Here is a 21,136-nt window from a genome sequence, read left to right as displayed (position 1 = left end):
CAGAAGACCGTACAGATCGATACCCACCGGCCGCATGCCCGATCACACCTCCGGCAACCGTTCCAGCCAGCATCCCAATCTGTGACCCGACGATAGTTCGTGATGTTGGATCCATCGTTGCACATCCCGTACCTAATACAGGGATTATCAAAAACAGGAGCCATTTCTTCATTCTCATATCAATAATCCATTTTCTTATGCGCTAAAATACAACTATTTAATGAATAAGATCTGATCAAAAACGTTATAATATTCGTCTAAACCGAAAACGCAGCTTCTTTACCACCTGTTAAAATGAATATTTTCTGGTTTATACTTATCTTTCGGAGTATCCTTATGCAAAGGGTAGCCAATCGGGATAAAGTTTAGCGGAATAATATGCCCCGGCAAAGCCAATTCCTTACGAACAATAGCCACCCGATCTTCTTCCGGATAAACAGCTGTCCAGACTCCACCCAGTCCCAGAGATTCAGCTGCCAGAAGTAGATTTTCAGTCGCAGCAGAACAATCCTGTATCCAATATTCATCATCCAATTGATTATAAGCTTTACTCAAGTCACCACAAACGACGATAGCAACCGAGGCTTTGGCTGCCATTTTCGCATAAGGTAATTTCTCACTCAATGCTTTAAGCACCGTCTGGTTATCAATAACGATAAAAGCCCAGGGTTGTTTATTTACAGCCGTCGGAGCCGACATTGCAGCCTTTATCAACACTTCGATTTGTTCGCGGCTGACCGGTTGGCTGGTATAAAGCCGAACGCTTTTGCGATTAAGGATCGACTCGATTACCACATTTGAACTATTCACGCTTATATCCATTTATCACTCTTTTATATCTTCAAAATTAAAAAACATACGATATCCGTATATTAATAAAACTACGAAACTTTCTGTTTTGTTGTTACCACAAGGCAATAACTTCCACCTCTATTTATTTAGAAGATAGCTTTACCTATTTAAAAGAAATGATATTGAATGAAGAAAGGAGTTTTATAGATTAGGAATCAAATCTGACAACTGGTATCAATCCAGCGTCAGATTAAATTCATCTTTCAGTTTTCCCAAAACCGGATTGACACTCAACAGATGTTCAAACTTTTCCGAGGATGTGTAGGCCAGATGTTTCTCATTTGTTTCAATGATACGAATACGCATCTGGATTCGTGTATTTTTAAGTTGCACACGCAAATAATTGAGCAGATCGACACATCCGTTACTCAACTCATCCTGCTGTCCCGGATTATGCACTCCTACTTCAAAGAAGTAGTTTTCTTGTAAAACAGGCTTACAGTTTATCATCGTATTCTTCAGATACACCTTCTTATCAATCACTCCGCTCGCGGCATAAGCATCCCAACACCGAACCAAATCCTCTTCTGAGAAAGAGTTTACCATTTCCTGCACAGCCCGGGAATCCTGTTGGGTCATTTGATTCTTCGGTTTTTCCACTCCAATCTCTTTCAGGGAAGTTCCCAAATGGGGAGGACGAAATGTTTTTTTAGGAGAAGAATCCGGAGGTCCTTGTGGAATATTTGTTGCTGATGAAGGCATATTGGTCGTTATCACCTGCCCGTTATTCCCGTTATTACTGTTCGTACCAGCAGATTGTTGAGGTAAATGGCTACTAGCTTGTCCTGGTTGCCCCGACTGACGGATCGGCTGTCCCTGCACCATTGGTTGAGCGCCTTGAGAAACAGGTTGTCCGGGAACTCCGGACACGAGAGGTTCAATTACTCCTTTTTTTTTATCTTCAACTGCTTGCCCGGCATTACTAAGCTGGCATAGTTGAATAAGCGTTAGTTCCAGCAACAAACGTTTATTCCGACTGGCACGATAGTTCAAATCACAGGTATTAGCCAGTTCGATTGCCTTAAACAACAACTGATCCGGACAACGTTTCGCCATCTCCTTATAACGCTCACGAATGGAAGCTCCCACCTCAAATAAGATCAGCGTAGCCTCATCTTTACACACTAACAGGTCACGGAAATGAGCTGCCAGACCGGTAATTATATTTTGTCCGTCGAACCCTTTACTCAATATTTCATTCAGTATCAGTATAGACGAGCGTACATTTCCAGACAAAATAGCATCCGTCAGACGGAAATAATACTCATAATCAAGCACATTCAGATTATCGATAACAGCCTGGTAGGTAATATTACCATTAGTAAAGCTGACAACCTGGTCGAAAATAGACAAGGCGTCACGCATACCGCCATCGGCTTTCTGGGCGATTACGTTCAGCGCTTCCGGTTCAGCAGTCACATTCTCACGGGAGGCAACATATTCCAGATGCTCCACCATATCGGCTATCGAGATACGGGAGAAATCGTATATCTGGCAACGCGACAGGATCGTAGGAAGTACTTTATGCTTTTCGGTAGTCGCCAGGATAAACAGGGCATGGTGCGGCGGTTCTTCCAACGTTTTCAGAAAAGCATTGAAAGCGGCCGAACTCAGCATGTGTACCTCGTCGATGATAAACACTTTATATTTTCCAATAGCCGGCGGGATACGCACCTGGTCGATCAACGAACGGATATCGTCGACCGAGTTGTTGGATGCGGCATCCAGTTCGTGGATATTATAAGAACGTTGCTCGTTGAAAGCCTGGCAGGATTCGCACTCGTTGCAGGCTTCTCCATCGGCTGTCGGAGTCAGGCAGTTGATCGTCTTAGCAAAGATACGTGCACACGAAGTTTTCCCGACACCACGAGGTCCGCAAAACAGATAGGCATGAGCGAGTTTGTTACTTTGTATTGCATTTTTCAGTGTAGTGGTAAGAGACTTCTGCCCAACGACACTACGGAAAGTAGAGGGGCGGTATTTTCTTGCCGATACAATATAATTGTCCATTCTTTGCTTTTTTTTTGACAACACAAAGATATACAAAATAATTCATTTATCTTTGCGAAAACGAAGTTCCATGTCACGCATAAAAGACTTTTATAATAAGTATCTTTCCCGGATAAACGCCTACTGGCTGGTTGTCATCGGATTCTTGATCCTTACTTTCACAGTGGGCGACAGCAACTTGTACAAACGTTATACGTACGACGAAAAAATCCGTAGCCTGGAAAGAGAAATCAAACATTACCAGAAAGAGATTGAGATAAACAGTAAGAAACTGAATGACCTTCATACCGACAAAGAAGGTTTGGAACGCTTCGCACGTGAAGAGTATTTCATGAAGAAGCCGAACGAAGACGTCTATATCATCAAAAAGAAATAATGAATCAAAAAGCAAGAACTATCATTTTCTGTATAGCCGGATTACTGATACTGGCAGGTGCAATCCTATTCCTGACCAAATGGTTTCTGGCTCCTTATCTGTTTGCCGTTGGAGCGGCCGGTATGGCGGTCTGTCACCTGACTCTCTCCACGAAAGATATGGAGTTTCGCGAACGCAGGTTACACCGTTTTAATATAATAGCCTCTGTCCTGATGATCTGTGCATCCGGTCTGATGTTCAAAGATATGAAAGAATGGATTATCTGCCTGACGATTGCAGCCGTACTGCAACTCTATTCATCATTCGTTTCCGGAAAGCAAGAAAAATAATTTCTTTTATTCCCCACATAATTTTATTTCGTGGGGACTTTCGCCCACATATATGGGTAAACATCCCCACCCCTATGGGTAACTTCCCCCACTTATGTGGGGATTATTTTCTACATAACAATAAATAAACCGAAATAAGCAAAAAAAAGCTGTTACATTTATTGCAACAGCTTTTTTGTATATCGTTTTTAGATACTGCTTATTTTCCGGTTGAATAGCTTTTATTCAATAAGTCGATCAGCTCGTTAGTAATATCGTATGAGTCGCCGGCTAATAAAATATTATCTTCAGCTGTATTACTGAAAATTACCTGATATCCTTTTTCTTTATTATACACTTTCAATTTAGAAACTACAGTGTCGCGAAGTTGTTCATTCAGCTTCTGGCGTTCCATCAGCAAATCCTGTGATAATTTTGCATCCAGATCTTTTAATTCCTGTTCTTTCTTCATCAAACGCTCTTGTTCCTGCTGAGCTCTTTCACGGGTAAGAAATGCGTTATTTTCCATTTTACGATAGAATTCCTGTACCTCGGTTTGCAGGTTACGTGCTTGTTGAGTAACGTTTGCACGTGAATTTTCTTCTTTTTTCAGGAGCTGTTCGTTCAGATCCTTGAAGTAATTATAATTAAGTAAAAGTGAATCGACATTGACATAAGCGATAGGAAGTAAGTTTATGGAATCACCTTCTCCAGATGCAAATGTTTTTGTAACTGTTGATTCTTTCTTGTCGGAGAATTGCATAACGAACAATATCACGACAGCCACCGCGAGCACACCATTAATTACGTAGTTAATGTTCTTCATAAAGTGTAAATTAAATCCTTATTTTATTCTTCTATTTCTTTCATTCTGTCATACAGATTCTTTTGCTTCGCCTGTTCACGGTCTTGCGTTTTAGCGCAATGTATACCTTTTTTACCCAGTGCTCTGTTACCTCCGACATGTGTATTCGGGAATCTTCCTCCCTTCTTGAATATCACTTTTACAGCTAGTAACACAACACAAATAACAAGAATTATGACCGTAAGCAATATCGTTGTAAGCATTTTCTCTATATTTGTGGACGCAAATATAAGAGTTTAAGTGATTACAAAGTATCTTTTTGCTATTTAATTCTACTTTTTTTCATACACAACTCGGAAAACGATCATATTATTAACTATATAGTAATAACTATAATATATTGTAACATTATGAAGATTACTGACTTAAAGCCTGAAATCGTTTGGAAGTTCTTCCACCAGGTAACACAAGTGCCCCGCCCTTCAAAGAAGGAAGGCAAAATGATCCAATATCTGGAATCGTTCGCAAAAGAGTATAAAATCGCTATAAAAAAAGATGCAGCCGGAAATATTCTGATGTCGAAGCCTGCAACGCCCGGAAAAGAAAAGCTCCCGGTTGTCGTCCTTCAATCGCACATGGATATGGTTTGCGAGAAAAACAATGGAACAGTCCATGATTTTGACAACGATCCGATCGAAACGATTGTAGATGGTGACTGGCTACGTGCAAACGGAACCACTTTGGGTGCCGACAATGGTATCGGTGTAGCAGCCGAACTCGCTATTCTGGCTTCCGATGATATCGAACACGGTCCAATCGAATGCCTGTTCACGGTAGATGAAGAAACCGGTCTGACAGGTGCTAAAGCCCTTGAAAAAGGATTTATGACAGGCGAAATCCTGCTGAATCTGGATAGCGAAGACGAAGGTGAAATTTTTATGGGCTGCGCCGGTGGAAAAGATACACAAGCTGAATTCTACTATGATCCGCTTAACACTTCACCCAATCTGCAATACTTCATTATTGATGTAAGAGGTCTGAATGGTGGGCATTCCGGTGGAGAGATTCACAAAGGGCTAGGAAATGCCAATAAGATATTAGCTCGCTTCCTTTATATAATGCAACAGAATTTCGATTTCACACTTTGTTCTATCGACGGAGGTAATCTGCGTAATGCCATTGCACGCGAAGCTTATGCAATAGTTGGTCTCTATCCGGAAGACAAAGAAAAAGTACGTGTTATGTTGAATCACTTTGCTGCCGATATTGAAAACGAACTGAAGCATGTAGATCCCAATGTTCTATTAACAATGAAGTCAGTAGAAAGACCGGCGACACGTATTGATAACGAAAGAACCCAACAACTGATCTACGCATTACAGGCCTGCCCACATGGCGTGATCGGCATGAGCCACGATATAGAAGGTCTGGTAGAAACTTCTACCAATCTGGCATCAGTGAAAATGAAGGAAGGCAACACCATCCTTGTTGGAACCAGCCAACGCAGTTCTATTGAATCATGCAAGATAGCTGTTGCAAATCAGGTAGCTGCAACATTCCTGCTGGCAGGAGCTAAAGTAACTCATGGTGACGGTTATCCGGGATGGGCTCCAAATCCGGATTCCAAAATTCTGAAAGTAGCGCAGGAAACTTACAAGCGCCTGTTTAATAAAGACGCTAAGATCATGGCAATCCATGCCGGATTGGAGTGCGGACTGTTCCTCGAAAAATATCCTAACCTGGATATGATTTCTTTTGGACCGACATTAAGAGATGTTCACTCTCCGAACGAACGGATCGAAATTAAGACCGTTGGTTTATGGTGGGCTCACCTTTTGGAATTATTAAAAAGCATCCCGGCAAAATAAACTTTAATATTTCACGTTATAGAAAGAGGATTAACACTTTGACCGTGTTTTTCCTCTTTTTTTATGTTAATGCCTGAAAACTTTCTTTATAAATATTTTGTTTATTGAGAAACAAGAACACAAAGGCATATATTTTAACATTCAGAGAAAATGAAAAAAATTACCGCGCCGTTGCTCATAGTATGTACCATATTACTCAACCTGTTGGCAGGATGCGACGGGCTGGACGAAAATTATTCGACCAATCCGAACCATCGGTTGAGTTTCTCAACAGATACTTTATCATTCGATACCGTATTCACGACTATTGGTTCAGCAACGAAACAATTCATGGTTTACAACAGGAACGACCAACCACTAAACATCGAGAAAGTATTACAAGCATCACCAGCCACCAGTGGATTCCGAATTAATGTAGATGGCCGTAAAGGAGACAACTTCGATAATGTCAGAGTAGCTGCAAAAGACAGTATGTACATTTTTGTAGAAGTGACAGTCAACCCCAACGGAAAAGACCAACCGTTATTAGTCCAGGATTCGATCGTTTTCTTCTTCAACGGAATAAAACAATCTGTTCTGCTGGAAGCATGCGGACAAGACGTCCACCTAATAAAAGGAGGAAAAATACTGACCGAAGATACCAAACTGACGGCCGAACGTCCTTACCTTATATATGACAGCCTGACGATCGATGATGGTGTAACTGTCGATATTGAAGAAGGAGCGACTTTCTACATGCACGACAAAGCAAAAATAATCTCCAAAGGAACAATTATAGCCAACGGAACAATCGAAAAACCGATCACATTCCGTGGTGACCGCCTTGATTTCATTTTGAACGATCTATTACCTTACGACCGCACACCGGGACAATGGGAAGGCATTACCTTCAAACCGGAAAGTTTTGGTAATGTATTTAATAATGTAATAGTACGCAACGGCAACAATGGTATTTTGTGTGAAGCATCTGATCCGAAAAATTCTAAACTGAAGATCAACAATTCACAGATCACCAATATGGATGGCTTTGCATTCAAAGCAATCAACTGTAATATAGAAGCTACAAACAGTGAATTTACGAATGCAACAGCAGATGTAGTGTTATTGGCAGGAGGAAAATACAGTTTCACACATTGTACGATAGCCAACTACATGACTTTAAAACAGCGAACCGGCGGTACATTAGCCATAAAGGACGAAGATCCGGATACAGAAGCTATCTCCTACAGTCTGGAACAAGCCTATTTTGACAACTGTATAATCGACGGCAACCATTCCGCAGCTAAAGACCTGACGAACGGAGAACTGGTTATCAGTCTCAAAGCCACTCCGCTAAATGGTAAATTAAACTATCAGTTTAATCACTGTGTGATCAAACTGCAGGAGATAAAAGACGATAAGTTTCCAGATGTCATCTTTGTCACAGGAAAAGATACAAACAAGATGGAATACAGAATGACCGGCGGAGAAAAAAATAAATATATGTATGATTTCCGTCCCGACAAGGAGACAACGCCGGGTGTTGGTAAGGCAGACCTCTTTGTCACACAGAAGTATCCTATCGACCGCAACGGTGTTAACCGCTTGACAAACGATGGACCGGATATCGGAGCTTATGAATATGTCCCCAAGGAAGAAGAAGACAAATAAAAACAATTAGATATGATCAAAACCTTAACTATCATCATTTACGTTTTATCATTCATTACGCTGCCAATCGAAGCCCAGCTCGATTTCAGAGTAATGAGTTATAACGTCGAGAATCTGTTCGATACCGAAGACAATCCGAATAAGAACGACAATGATTTTCTCCCAACCGGCAACCGCCATTGGACACGTGGACGTTATTACCATAAACTCCAACAGATAGCTAAAGTAATCAGTGCTGCCGGAGAATGGAGCACGCCCGCTTTAGTCGGACTCTGCGAAGTAGAAAACGACTCTGTATTGATCCACCTGCTCAAGCGAACACCCCTCAAACTGCAACAGTATCACTATTGTATGACACATGGTTCCGACATCAGGGGCATTAATACGGCACTCCTTTACCAGCAAGACAAGTTCAGATACATAGGACATAAAGAACAACCGGTCGTCTTCACCCGCAAACGACATAAATATACCCGCAATATCCTCCACGTCTGGGGAAAGGTCCTGACCTCAGACACTCTGGATGTATTCGTCTGCCACCTACCCTCCCGCTACGGAGGAGAAAAGGAAAGCGAAGCTGATCGTTTCGATGCCGCCCGCACCTTACGACACCTTTGCGACTCTCTGATACAGACACGCACAACACCTCAGTTACTTATTATGGGAGATTTCAACGACACACCGGAAAACGCTAGTATCACCGAGGTGTTGGGAGCCATGTCTGTCTGCACAAAAGCGGAGACATCCACCCTTTATAATCTTTTTGCAAATCCACACACTTTAAACTTCCCTGGAACACACAAATATCAGGGAGAATGGAGTCAACTGGACCAGATCATTGTATCGGGCAACCTTATTAATAAAGACTCACGAATGCATATCATCCCCGAAAGTATACGAATATTTGCACCAAATTTCCTGTTCACCAAAGATAAAACCTGGCATGGCAAACGTCCCGCACGTACATATTACGGTTTCAAATATGAAGGCGGCTACAGCGATCATTTACCCCTTATTAGTGACTTTTTACTATCTTTGCCTACCGAAGATTGAATTAAAGAGGATATGCAAATACATCATATACTGGCAGGATTCTGCCTTTTAGCCGGAATTACATCCGCTACTGCGAACGCGCAAGAATTTCGAAAACCGCTGGACATCCCTGTTCTTTTAAGTGGAAACTTTGGAGAACTGAGAAGCAACCATTTTCATTCCGGAATAGATTTTAAAACACAAGGTGTGGAAGGGAAGCCGATCCACTCAGTACAAGACGGATATGTGTCACGTATTTCAGTCAGTCCATGGGGATATGGAAATGGGTTATACATCACTCACCCGAATGGAACAACAACTGTCTACGGACATTTACAGAAATTTTCCTCCAAAATAGCAGCTTACCTCAAAGAAAAACAATACGAACAGGAAAGCTTTAATGTAAACCTGACGCTGACACCGGACGAATTGCCGGTAAAAGAAGGAGAAATCGTAGCCATGAGTGGAAACACAGGAGGTTCCGGAGGCCCGCATCTTCATTTTGAAGTGCGTGACACAGAAACAGAAGAACCGATGGACCCTATTGAATACTACAAAGACCTGATAGAAGACACCCGTCCTCCCCAAATACAAGGGATTATGATTTATCCAGTGCTTGGCAAAGGTGTAGTAAACGGTAGCGGTCGAAAACTGGAACTCAAACCTGTGACACCCAAAAACGGCAAACCAACACTGACAGGAAAAATCGAAGCCTGGGGAGAAATAGGTCTTGCAATAAAAGGATACGATTACATGGATAACACCAGCAACATATACGGAATTAAAGATATCACACTGACAGTCGACAGTCAGGTTATCTATCGAAGCGACTTAAATCGTTTCGCTTTCGATGAAACCCGTTACCTGAACAGCTTTACCGATTTCGAAGAATGGAAAGAACACCGTTCATTTTATATAAAGAGTTTTGTCGATCCGGGCAACCGCCTTCGTTTTATCGAAAGCATCAAACGAGGAATACTAACCATCGATGAACCACGCACTTATCACCTCACCTATCGGGTGGCAGACGCTTTCGGTAATTCGACACAACTGTCCATACGGATAGAAGGGAAAGAGCAACCCATTCCGGAAATCGATACCGACAATACAGAATTGTTCCATTGGTGGAACGATAACCGTTTCGGGGCCAAAGGTATTCGCCTGACCATCCCCAAGGGGAACCTCTACGACGACTTGTATTTCCGTTATTCGGTAAAAGAAGACAGCACCACTCTCGGAGCTACACATACACTGCACAACAAACCGGTCGCCTTGCATAAATCGGCTAAACTTTCCTTACGCTTACAGAGCGATACGCTTGAAAACAAACAACAATACGGTATCATACGTATACAAAACGGACGACGGTCATGGACAGGAGGCGTTTACCGTAACGGATGGATAGATGCCGATATCAAAGAAATGGGCACCTATACACTCGGGCAAGACCTTATCCCTCCAACCGTTACGCCACTCAACCCAGCTACATGGGTTAGTAAACAAACGATCTCATTCCGACTCTCGGATAACCTGAGCGGTGTACAGACTTATCGAGGTGAAATAGACGGACAATTCGTTCTTTTTGAAATGAATAACAAATCTGTCATCACTTATCAGTTCGATAAGGAACGACTGACAAGAGGAAAACATACATTAAAACTGGTCGTAACAGATGCCTGTGGAAATCAAACATCTTATACATATCCGTTTACATGGTAAAAAAGATCTTTTCTTTTTTCTTGAAAATAAGGACGCGAGCCATTGTTTAAATCAATTAATTTGTATCTTTGTTTTCTCGATAAATTAAGAAATAACATATATAATAAATGCAAGATATTTGGGTATGGAAAACAACGAACTGCTAGAAATGGTAAGAAGCAAAGCGCAAAGCTGGCTTACTAAAAGTTATGATGCCGAAACAAAAGCGCAGGTTCAGGCTTTATTGGACAACGAAGACCCGACCGATCTGATCGAATCGTTTTACAAAGACCTTGAATTCGGAACCGGAGGTTTAAGAGGTATTATGGGTGTAGGAACCAACCGTATGAATATTTATACAGTAGGTGCTGCTACACAAGGGTTGTCAAACTACCTGAAAAAAGAATTTTCAGGACTTGACCAGATCAAAGTCGTTATCGGCCATGACTGCCGTAACAACAGCCGTAAGTTCGCCGAAATCTCGGCAGATATCTTCTCCGCTAACGGTATCAAGGTATACATGTTTGAAGATCTTCGTCCGACTCCGGAAATGTCTTTTGCCATCCGTAAACTGGGATGCCAGAGTGGTATTATCCTGACAGCCTCCCACAATCCGAAAGAATACAACGGTTACAAGGCCTACTGGGACGATGGCGCACAGATGATCGCACCGCACGACCGTAACACGATTGCCGAAGTAAACAAGATCCGTAATGCCAGCGACATCAAGTTCAAAGGCAATAAGGAACTGATAGAAATCATCGGTAAAGAAATTGACAATCTGTATATCGACGCTTTGACAACAATCTCCCTTTCATCGGAAGCTATCAAACGTCACCACGATATGAAGATCGTTTACACTCCGATCCACGGAACAGGTGTACGTATCATTCCTGATACACTGAAAGCATTCGGATTTACAAATGTTATCCATGTTCCCGAACAAGATGTTGTAAGCGGCGATTTCCCAACTGTTATCTCTCCCAACCCGGAAGAACCGGCAGCTTTGGCAATGGCTGTTGAAAAAGCAAAAGAAACAGATGCCGACCTGGTACTGGCTTCCGACCCGGATGCTGACCGCGTAGGTGCTGCCGTTAAGAACAACAACGGCGAATGGGTACTGCTGAACGGCAACCAGACTGCTCTGATGTTCGTTTATTATCTGATTACCCGCTGGAAAGAACTTGGTAAGATCAACGGCAAAGAATATATTGTAAAAACAATCGTTACAACAGAACTGATCCGTACGATCGCTGAACGCAACGGTGTTGAATTATACGATGTTTATACCGGTTTCAAATGGATTGCCGATGTAATGAAGAAAAACGAAGGCAAGAAAAACTATATCGGTGGTGGTGAAGAAAGCTACGGTTTCCTTTGCGAAGATTTTGTTCGCGATAAAGACGCAGTTTCTGCATGTGCTATCCTGGCAGAAATTGCTGCATGGGCAAAAGACCAGGGCATCACAATGTTCCAGTTGCTGCAGAATATCTACGTACAATACGGTTTCTCAAAAGAAAAAGGTATTTCTGTTGTAAAGAAAGGAAAGAGCGGTGCTGAAGAAATCGAAGCAATGATGAAGAACTTCCGCGAAAACCCATTACAGGAAATTGCTGGTTCAAAAGTGTCTTTGTTCTACGATTATGCTTCCCTGAAAGGCTACAGCTACATCGACAAAGAAACAATCACTTTGGATATGCCGACAACTTCCAACGTTCTGCAATATTTCACTGAAGACAATACAAAAGTATCTATCCGTCCTTCAGGAACAGAACCGAAAATTAAATTCTACTGTGAAGTTCATTCAAAAGTAAAGAGCCTGGAAGATCTGCCGGAAGCAGAAAAAGCAGCCGAAGAAAAGATCAATCAGATCAAAGCTTCTCTGGGTATCTGACCTGAGAATTGATTTAGAAAACAACGGGGCAAGAGGTATTACTTCTTGTCCCGTTTCTTTTTTCTAAAGACTGTCCTTTCCGAAACAAAGAGGCAAAAGAGATGCAGCACTCGGAGCAATCATTACCTCTTTCGTTCCGCAAAGCAATACTTTCACCGGTTTACCATATCGTTGTTCCGTTTCCAGCAAAACCTGCCGACAAGCACCACAAGGAGAAATACTTTCCACCTGCTTCCCTCCCGTTGCCGCAGCAATCGCAAGGGCCACTACGGGAATATCCGGATACTTATGTCCGGCGTGGAACAAAGTGACCCTTTCAGCACACAAGCCGGATGGATAAGCAGCGTTTTCCTGGTTACTTCCCGTCACAATCGTTCCGTCGGCCAACAATGCAGCCGCACCCACATGAAATTTAGAATAAGGCGCATACGACTGTTCTGTCGCTTTCAACGCGGCATGAACCAAAGGCAATTCTTCATCCGGAACTTCGTTCAACGGATAAACTGTTATTTTCGTTTCCAGTCTGATTTCCTTCATACAATCAAAATATTAGATAAACAAAGATAGTAAATTTGTATCTTTGCCGGATAAATTACAAATAAATCCATCTCAGGATATGCAAATACCCCTACTCACACCCGATAAAGACCCGATGGGCGCGGCAATCGCCGATTATTTCGCGAACGGAAAAGCGACAAAACTTCGTGTATTCTCTTCTATGTTCGATGAAGATGAAATCCCGGTAAAACAATTGTTCCGTAGTTTTGAGGAAATGCCGGAAACTGAACAGGAGGCCCTTCGCATGAGTACGGGAAAGATACTGGATGTCGGTGCCGGTAGCGGATGCCACTCGCTCGCCTTGCAGGAAATGGGTAAAGAGGTGAAAGCAATCGATATATCTCCGCTCTCCGTAGAGACTATGCAAAAAAGAGGCGTGAAAGAGGTCGCGTTGCAAAACTTCTTCAATGAACAGTTCACCGGTTCATTCGACACGATCCTGTTACTGATGAACGGTTCGGGGATCATAGGTAAAATAGCCAACCTGCCGGAATTCTTCCGGACAATAAAAAGACTGCTTGCTCCGGGAGGAAGCGTGTTGATGGACTCGTCCGACCTACGCTATTTATTCGAAGATGAAGACGGCAACCTCGATATTGACCCTGAAAACGATTATTATGGCGAAGTAGATTTCCGCATGCAATACAAAAACACCAAAGGCGACAGCTTCGACTGGCTATACATAGATTTTCAAACGCTCAGCCTGCACGCAGCCAATAATGGATTCAAAGCGGAGATGATAAAAGAGGGAGAGCATTATGACTATCTTGCCAAAATCAGCAAAATATAGACGAGTATTTTATAGATTATTTAGAAGAGAAATATCTCCAGCTTCATTATCTTTGCGAAAATAAATACTTTAGAGGACTCTTTTTATGAAATTAATGATACGAATTTTTTGTCTATTGTTTTTTGTTACAGTATTCGCAGATGCTGCTACCCAGCGTAAAATTCCTTCCTACGAAAAGTATATAAAAACATACAGCGACCTGGCTATACAACATCAGAAGAAATACAAGATCCCGGCCAGTATCACACTGGCACAGGGAGTGCTTGAGTCCGGAGCCGGACAAAGCGACCTGGCACGGCGCTCAAACAATCATTTCGGTATCAAATGTCATTCCGACTGGCGTGGCGGACGTGTCTATCATGACGACGACCTGCGCGGAGAGTGCTTCCGCAAATATAAACAGGTAGAAGATTCGTACGACGACCATTCCCGTTTCCTGGCCGAACGGCCTCGTTACGCATCCCTGTTCCAATTAAATATCAAAGACTACAAAGGTTGGGCCAAGGGGTTGCAGAAATGCGGTTATGCGACCGACCGTGCTTATGCCAACAAACTGATCAAAGTAATCGAAGATTACGAACTTTACCGTTACGACTCGGCTAAAGGCGGCAAAACGACCTCCAAAAAGACAAGCCAACCGTCAAAACAATTAGCCCGTTATACGATCTATAAAACAAATGGCCTGCTTTATGTGTATGCCAAAAGCAACGACAGTTTTGAACAAATTGCCGGAAGCCTGGGTTTTAGGGTCAAAGATATTAAGAAGTACAACGAAGTCCCGGAAGATTTCCCATTGCAAAAGAATGATATCGTCTACCTGGAAAAGAAGAAAAAGAAGGCAGACAAGCCTAATTACGACCATGTTGTACAAATCGGAGAGTCCATGCACAGCATCTCCCAGAAATACGGAATACAAATCAAGAGCCTGTATAAGATAAATAAAAAAGACAAAGATTACGTTCCTGAAGAAGGAGATGTGCTAAAACTTAGATAAGTAAGATAAAAAAATAGTATCTTTGCGGCCAAATACGTAAAAACAATGAGTGACCAACGTTACAACCTGCGCGGTGTATCCGCTTCAAAAGAAGATGTTCATAATGCAATAAAGAACATCGATAAGGGAATATTCCCTAAAGCATTTTGTAAGATCATCCCCGATATATTAGGCGGTGATCCTGAATACTGCAACATTATGCACGCTGACGGAGCCGGAACAAAATCATCCCTGGCTTACATGTACTGGAAAGAAACCGGTGACCTGTCTGTGTGGAAAGGTATTGCACAGGATGCACTGATCATGAACATCGACGACCTATTGTGCGTAGGAGCTGTCGATAATATTCTTGTTTCATCCACCATCGGACGAAATAAACTGTTGATCCCGGGAGAGGTAATCTCCGCCATCATCAACGGAACAGACGAACTGTTGGCCGAACTGCGTGAAATGGGCGTCGGTTGCTATGCAACAGGAGGTGAAACGGCCGATGTCGGCGATCTGGTTCGCACAATCATTGTAGACAGCACTGTAACCTGCCGTATGAAACGTGCAGACGTTGTAGACAACAGTAAAATACAAGGTGGCGACGTAATTGTCGGTATGGCATCCTACGGACAGGCTACCTACGAAAAAGAATATAACGGCGGAACAGGCAGCAACGGTTTAACCTCTGCCCGTCACGACGTATTTACCAAATACCTGGCTGAAAAATATCCGGAAAGCTACGATGCAGCAGTTCCTGACGAGTTGGTTTATTCCGGCGGTCTGAAGCTGACTGACAAAATAGAAGAACTGGGTATAGATGCCGGTAAACTGGTATTATCTCCTACCCGCACGTATGCTCCGGTAATCAAAGTGTTACTGGATAAACTACGCCCACAGATACACGGAATGGTACATTGCTCCGGCGGAGCACAAACAAAGGTAATGCACTTCGTAGAAAACAAACGTGTTACGAAGAATAATCTGTTCCCGGTTCCTCCTCTTTTCCGTATCATACAGGAACAGAGCGGCACCGATTGGAGTGAAATGTACAAAGTGTTCAACATGGGACACCGCATGGAAGTCTATCTGTCGCCCGAACATGCAGAAGAAGTGATCAGCATAGCCAAGAGCTTCAACATCGATGCACAGGTGGTTGGCTTTGTGGAAGAGGCGGATAAGAACGAATTGATTATTGAGAGCGAAAAAGGTCGCTTCATATATTAATCTGATAAATGGCTGAAAATAACTTATTAGGAAGATTAGACGGACTGGTAAGCCGTTTTGAAGAAGTCGGAACACTGATTACCGACCCGGCAGTGATTGCCGATATGAAACGGTTTGTAAAACTCAATAAAGAGTATCGCGATCTGGAGAAGATCGTGACTACCCGCAATGAATACGTAAACACGTTAAACGGGATAAAAGAAGCCCGGCAGATGCTGGACACGGAGCAAGATCCTGAAATGAAAGAAATTGCCCGCGAAGAGTTGGATGCCTGTAACGCACGTGTTCCGGAACTGGAAGAAGAAATCAAGCTGTTGCTTGTACCCAGCGATCCGGAAGACGACAAAAACGCGATCGTTGAAATACGTGGCGGAACGGGAGGCGATGAAGCCGCCCTTTTTGCCGGCGACCTGTATCGTATGTATGTAAAATACTGCGAAACAAAAGGCTGGAAAATAGCTCTCTCCAGTTGCAGCGAAGGCTCGTCGGGCGGATACAAAGAAATCATTTTCACCGTCAGCGGCGAGAAGGTGTACGGCACACTCAAATATGAGTCGGGAGTACATCGCGTTCAACGCGTACCTGCAACCGAAACCCAGGGACGTGTACATACATCTGCTGCAACCGTAGCCGTACTCCCCGAAGCAGACGAGTTTGATGTTGAAATTAACGAAGGTGAAATCAAGTGGGACACTTTCCGCTCAGGAGGTGCCGGCGGCCAGAATGTAAACAAGGTTGAATCAGGCGTACGTTTAAGATACGTCTGGAAGAATCCGAACACCGGCGTAAACGAGGAAATCCTGATCGAATGTACGGAGACGCGCGACCAACCGAAAAATAAAGAACGGGCCCTTACACGCCTGCGTTCTTTCATATATGATAAAGAACATCAGAAATACCTGGACGACATTGCCAACAAACGTAAGACAATGGTTTCGTCGGGCGACCGATCCGCGAAGATCCGTACATACAACTATCCGCAAGGACGTATCACTGATCATCGTATCAACTACACAATTTACAATCTGTCCGCTTTCATGGATGGCGATATACAAGCTTGCATCGACCAACTGACCGTTGCCGAAAATGCAGAACGCCTGAAAGAAGCAGAATTATAACAATTTCATTATTTGACACGAAACAAGATGAACAAGCAACAATTATTCGAGAACATCAAAAAGAAACAATCCTTCCTCTGTGTCGGATTGGATACAGATATAAAAAAGATTCCGCAACATTTACTTTCTGAAGAAGACCCGATCTTCGCTTTCAACAAGGCGATCATCGATGCTACTGCCGATTACTGCGTAGCTTACAAACCGAACCTGGCATTCTACGAGAGTCTGGGTGTGAAAGGTATGCTTTCTTTCGAAAAGACAGTAACTTACCTGCGCGAAAACTATCCGGACCAGTTCATCATTGCTGATGCAAAGCGTGGTGATATCGGTAATACATCCGAAATGTACGCCCGCTCTTTCTTCGATCATATCAAGGTAGATGCCGTAACAGTGGCTCCTTATATGGGTGAAGACAGCGTAAAACCGTTCCTGATCTATCCGGAAGCCTGGGTGATCCTGTTGGCTCTTACGTCGAACAAAGGTTCACAGGATTTTCAGATGACAGAAGATGCCAACGGCGAACGTCTGTTCGAGAAAGTTCTGAAAAAGTCACAGGACTGGGCAACAAACGAACAAATGATGTACGTAGTCGGTGCTACTCAGGGAAAAATGTTCCTGGATATCCGTAAATATGCACCGGATCATTTCTTACTTGTTCCGGGTGTCGGAGCACAGGGAGGCAGCCTGCATGAAGTTGCACAGTATGGTATGAACGACGAATGTGGCCTGCTAGTCAACTCTTCCCGTGCGATCATTTATGCTGATAAATCGGAAGATTTTGCCTCGTTCTCCCGCAAAGCAGCAGAAGAAGTACAGCGTGAAATGGCAGGATATCTGCATGATAAGGGAATTATTCCCTGCAAAGCATAGGCAATCCCAATTATTTTCACCATTTTTGCAAACTGCTTTATTCTTAGTGGAGCAGTCTCAATTCAAATACAATTAACAAAATAAGTAATGGAGTTATCAGCCCAACAAATAGCGGACTTTCTTGGCGGAACCGTTGAAGGCGACCCAGAAGTGAGAGTCAGCAACTTCTCAAAAATAGAAGAAGGACAACCCGGAACATTATCATTCCTGGCCAATCCTAAGTACGAACATTATATCTATAATACAGAAGCTAGCATTGTTCTGGTGAATAACGACTTTTCTCCGGCTGAACAAATTACTGCCACCTTAATTAAGGTTGAAAATGCTTATGCTGCGCTTGCTATGTTACTCAATTTGGTAGAACAGTCTAAACCGAAAAAAGCCGGGGTATCTTCGGCAGCTTTTATTGCAGCCTCTGCTACATTGGGAGAAGATTGCTATGTCGGCAATTTCGCTTATATCGGCGAGAACGTAAAGCTGGGTAAAAACTGCCAGATATTTCCTAACGTATATATAGGCGACGGCGTTACCGTTGGAGATAACTGCCTTCTCTATCCTCATACAACCATATATAACGGATGTAAAATCGGAGATAACTGTATCCTGCATGCCGGTTCTGTGATCGGTTCGGACGGTTTCGGTTTTGCTCCCGAAGGAGATAATTACAAAAAAATCCCGCAGTTAGGAAACGTTGTGTTGGAAGACAATGTAGAAGTCGGAGCCAACACTACGATCGACCGTGCAGTAATGGGTTCAACCATTATCCGCCAGGGTGTAAAACTGGATAACCTGGTTCAGATCGCCCATAATGTGGAAGTTGGCGAAAATACGGTAATGGCAGCTCAGGTAGGTATTGCCGGTTCTGTAAAGATCGGTAGCCATTGTATGTTTGGCGGACAGGTGGGTCTGGCAGGACACATCCATATTGCCGATCATGTAGTATTCGGTGCACAGGCAGGTGTTATCAGCGATATTAAGGAAGCAAAAACCGTATTGGGCGCCCCTGCCATCGATGCGAAAAACTTCATGCGCTCGAGTGCGATATTCAACCGTCTGCCGGATATGTACCGCACCATGGGGCAGCTACAGCGCGAGATCGAACAATTAAAGAAAGAAATCAATAAATAATATACGTATGCAGAAACAAAAGACGCTAGCCAAGAGTTTCTCGATGCAAGGTAAAGGCTTGCATACCGGACTGGATATCCAGATAACATTCAATCCGGCACCGGAAAACCATGGTTACAAAATTAAACGTGTTGACCTGGAAGGACAACCTGTTATTGATGCATTGGCAGAAAACGTAGCCAGTACACAAAGAGGCACTGTTCTCTCTAAAAACGGCATTCAGATCAGCACCGTTGAACATGCAATGGCAGCTTTATATGCCTACGAAATCGATAACTGCCTGATCGAAGTGAATGCTCCCGAATTCCCTATCCTCGACGGAAGTTCACGTTTCTTCGCTGAAGAAATTCAAAAAGCCGGGATTGTTGAACAGAATGCACCGAAAGACTATTACATCGTAAAACATAAGATCGAAGTAAAAGACGAGGAAACCGGTTCCTCACTGATCATTCTTCCGGACGATAAATTCAGTGTAAATGTGCTGATCTCTTTCGACTCTCCCGTATTGTCGAATCAGTTCGCAACACTGAACGACCTGAGCGAATTCCCGACAGAACTGGCCGCATCACGTACATTCGTCTTCGTTCGCGAAGTGGAAATGCTCCGCCAGAACAACCTTATCAAAGGGGGCGACCTCGACAATGCAATCGTTATCTACGACCAGAAGATGCCGCAGGAAACGTTGGACAAACTGGCTGACGAACTGGGTATTCCTCACAAAGACGTACACGAACTAGGCTATATCAACAATAAGCCGCTGGTATTCGATAACGAACCGGCACGCCATAAACTGATCGACGTATTGGGTGACCTTGCACTGATCGGCAAACCTATCCGTGGACGCATCATCGCTACCCGTCCGGGACATAAGATCAACAACCAGTTGGCACGTATGATCCGCAAAGATATTAAACTGAACGAAGTACAGGCTCCGATCTACGATCCGAATGCAGAACCGATCATGGATATCAACCGTATCCGCGAACTGCTTCCTCACCGTTACCCGTTCCTGTTGGTCGACAAGATCATCGAAATCGGCGGAGATTATATCGTCGGAATTAAAAATATTACGACAAACGAACCGTTCTTTACCGGACACTTCCCTCAGGAACCTGTAACACCGGGTGTATTGCTGGTAGAAGCAATGGCTCAGACAGGTGGTTTGCTCGTTCTGAATTCAGTAGACGAACCGGAACGTTATTCAACTTATTTCATGAAGATAGACGGAGTGAAGTTCCGCCAGAAAGTGGTGCCGGGAGATACTTTGATCCTGCGTCTGGAATTGCTGGCTCCTATCCGCCGCGGTATATCTACGATGAAAGGTTATATCTTCGTGGGCGACAAGCTGGTATGCGAAGCTGAATTTATGGCTCAGATTATAAAAAATAAATAATAGAAGAAGGCAATGAATCAATCCCCTTTAGCAGTCGTACATCCCGAAGCAAAGATCGGTCAGAATGTAACGATAGATCCTTTTGCAGTGATTGAAAAGGATGTAGTAATAGGCGACAATTGTCATATATATTCACATGCAGTCATTCTCGACGGGGCACGGATAGGAAATAACTGTTCCATTTTCCCGGGAGCTGTAATTGCCGGTATTCCACAAGACCTCAAGTTCAAAGGTGAGCAGACAACCGCAGAAGTCGGAAACAATACGACGATCCGCGAATGTGTCACGATCAACCGCGGAACTGCTTCGAAGGGAAAAACCGTTGTCGGAAACGATTGCCTGATCATGGCATATTCCCATATTGCACACGACTGTGTACTGAAAGATCATATCATCCTCGGAAATGCTTCCCAGATAGCCGGAGAAGTGGAGATTGACGATTTTGCTATTGTCAGCGGCGGTAGCCTGGTTCACCAGTTTACCCGCATTTCGAAACATGTGATGGTTCAGGGCGGCTCACGTATCGGTAAAGATATTCCTCCTTACATCATCGCAGGACGCGAACCGATTGCTTTTAGTG

General features: G+C 43.4%; 20 protein-coding genes. 15 read left to right on the top strand and 5 right to left on the bottom strand.

From position 1 onward, the window contains the following. Positions 1-279: 279 nt before the first annotated feature. Together QZ076_RS19490 and QZ076_RS19485 are read right to left on the bottom strand one after the other, a co-directional pair. Positions 280-822: a nitroreductase family protein gene (locus QZ076_RS19490; protein WP_293716463.1), complete on the bottom strand. Its 543-nt coding sequence runs from the start codon at positions 820-822 to the stop codon at positions 280-282. Between the two features lie 204 nt (positions 823-1,026). Then, positions 1,027-2,862, bottom strand: coding sequence for a DNA polymerase III subunit gamma/tau (locus QZ076_RS19485; protein ID WP_293716460.1), 1,836 nt, complete (start codon positions 2,860-2,862; stop codon positions 1,027-1,029). A gap of 70 nt (positions 2,863-2,932) precedes the next feature. On the opposite strand from QZ076_RS19485, the gene QZ076_RS19480 reads away from it, so the two are divergent. Both QZ076_RS19480 and QZ076_RS19475 read left to right on the top strand, forming a co-directional pair. Beyond that, complete coding sequence (locus QZ076_RS19480; protein ID WP_075558632.1) at positions 2,933-3,238, top strand: septum formation initiator family protein; 306 nt, start codon at positions 2,933-2,935, stop codon at positions 3,236-3,238. Continuing rightward, complete coding sequence (locus tag QZ076_RS19475) at positions 3,238-3,567, top strand: hypothetical protein (protein WP_293716457.1); 330 nt, start codon at positions 3,238-3,240, stop codon at positions 3,565-3,567. Before QZ076_RS19480 ends, QZ076_RS19475 begins: the two co-directional genes overlap by 1 nt. A 199-nt stretch (positions 3,568-3,766) precedes the next feature. On the opposite strand, the gene QZ076_RS19470 is transcribed toward QZ076_RS19475, so the two are convergent. Then, entirely contained in the window at positions 3,767-4,372 is a 606-nt protein-coding gene (locus QZ076_RS19470) for an OmpH family outer membrane protein (protein ID WP_293716454.1), read from the bottom strand. A 23-nt stretch (positions 4,373-4,395) separates the two neighbouring features. Continuing rightward, complete coding sequence (locus QZ076_RS19465) at positions 4,396-4,614, bottom strand: hypothetical protein (RefSeq protein ID WP_293716451.1); 219 nt, start codon at positions 4,612-4,614, stop codon at positions 4,396-4,398. 147 nt (positions 4,615-4,761) lie between these two features. On the opposite strand from QZ076_RS19465, the gene QZ076_RS19460 reads away from it, so the two are divergent. The 5 genes from QZ076_RS19460 to QZ076_RS19440 all read left to right on the top strand — a co-directional run bounded on the left by QZ076_RS19460 (position 4,762) and on the right by QZ076_RS19440 (position 12,493). Continuing rightward, on the top strand, positions 4,762-6,219 hold the full coding sequence (locus tag QZ076_RS19460) for an aminoacyl-histidine dipeptidase (protein ID WP_293716448.1): 1,458 nt from the start codon (positions 4,762-4,764) through the stop codon (positions 6,217-6,219). Positions 6,220-6,369: 150 nt separating this feature from the next. Then, entirely contained in the window at positions 6,370-7,869 is a 1,500-nt protein-coding gene (locus QZ076_RS19455) for a hypothetical protein (protein ID WP_293716445.1), read from the top strand. Between the two features lie 12 nt (positions 7,870-7,881). Next, a complete protein-coding gene (locus QZ076_RS19450; protein WP_293716442.1) occupies positions 7,882-8,922 on the top strand; it encodes an endonuclease/exonuclease/phosphatase family protein in 1,041 nt (346 codons plus the stop codon). 12 nt (positions 8,923-8,934) lie between these two features. Then, positions 8,935-10,620 carry a M23 family metallopeptidase gene (locus tag QZ076_RS19445; RefSeq protein ID WP_293716439.1) on the top strand — a complete coding sequence of 562 codons (1,686 nt, stop codon included), beginning with the start codon at positions 8,935-8,937 and terminating at the stop codon, positions 10,618-10,620. A gap of 124 nt (positions 10,621-10,744) precedes the next feature. Beyond that, on the top strand, positions 10,745-12,493 hold the full coding sequence (locus QZ076_RS19440; RefSeq protein WP_293716436.1) for a phospho-sugar mutase: 1,749 nt from the start codon (positions 10,745-10,747) through the stop codon (positions 12,491-12,493). A gap of 63 nt (positions 12,494-12,556) precedes the next feature. Here QZ076_RS19440 and QZ076_RS19435 read toward each other — a convergent pair whose 3' ends face one another. Beyond that, a complete protein-coding gene (locus QZ076_RS19435; RefSeq protein WP_293716433.1) occupies positions 12,557-13,030 on the bottom strand; it encodes a cytidine deaminase in 474 nt (157 codons plus the stop codon). A 79-nt stretch (positions 13,031-13,109) separates the two neighbouring features. Here QZ076_RS19435 and QZ076_RS19430 point away from each other — a divergent pair, with 79 nt between their 5' ends. The 8 genes from QZ076_RS19430 to lpxA all read left to right on the top strand — a co-directional run. Next, a complete protein-coding gene (locus QZ076_RS19430) occupies positions 13,110-13,841 on the top strand; it encodes a class I SAM-dependent methyltransferase (protein WP_293716430.1) in 732 nt (243 codons plus the stop codon). A 94-nt stretch (positions 13,842-13,935) separates the two neighbouring features. After that, positions 13,936-14,835 (top strand): glucosaminidase domain-containing protein, encoded by a 900-nt coding sequence (locus QZ076_RS19425; RefSeq protein ID WP_293716466.1) that lies wholly within the window; start codon positions 13,936-13,938, stop codon positions 14,833-14,835. A 45-nt stretch (positions 14,836-14,880) separates the two neighbouring features. Continuing rightward, on the top strand, positions 14,881-16,047 hold the full coding sequence (locus tag QZ076_RS19420) for an AIR synthase related protein (protein ID WP_293716427.1): 1,167 nt from the start codon (positions 14,881-14,883) through the stop codon (positions 16,045-16,047). An 8-nt stretch (positions 16,048-16,055) separates the two neighbouring features. After that, positions 16,056-17,165, top strand: coding sequence for a peptide chain release factor 1 (gene prfA, locus QZ076_RS19415; RefSeq protein ID WP_293716424.1), 1,110 nt, complete (start codon positions 16,056-16,058; stop codon positions 17,163-17,165). Positions 17,166-17,192: 27 nt separating this feature from the next. Beyond that, positions 17,193-18,035, top strand: a complete 843-nt coding sequence (gene pyrF, locus QZ076_RS19410) for an orotidine-5'-phosphate decarboxylase (RefSeq protein WP_293716421.1) — start codon at positions 17,193-17,195, stop codon at positions 18,033-18,035. A gap of 87 nt (positions 18,036-18,122) precedes the next feature. Beyond that, complete coding sequence (gene lpxD, locus QZ076_RS19405; protein WP_293716418.1) at positions 18,123-19,163, top strand: UDP-3-O-(3-hydroxymyristoyl)glucosamine N-acyltransferase; 1,041 nt, start codon at positions 18,123-18,125, stop codon at positions 19,161-19,163. 7 nt (positions 19,164-19,170) lie between these two features. Further along, a complete protein-coding gene (locus tag QZ076_RS19400) occupies positions 19,171-20,556 on the top strand; it encodes a bifunctional UDP-3-O-[3-hydroxymyristoyl] N-acetylglucosamine deacetylase/3-hydroxyacyl-ACP dehydratase (RefSeq protein ID WP_293716415.1) in 1,386 nt (461 codons plus the stop codon). Positions 20,557-20,568: 12 nt separating this feature from the next. Beyond that, positions 20,569-21,136 (top strand): acyl-ACP--UDP-N-acetylglucosamine O-acyltransferase (gene lpxA / locus QZ076_RS19395; RefSeq protein ID WP_293716412.1); only part of this gene is annotated, 568 nt, incomplete at its 3' end.

The organism is uncultured Parabacteroides sp. (assembly GCF_905196875.1).
Classification (GTDB): Bacteria; Bacteroidota; Bacteroidia; order Bacteroidales; family Tannerellaceae; genus Parabacteroides.
This window is presented reverse-complemented; position numbering and strand designations above follow the sequence as displayed.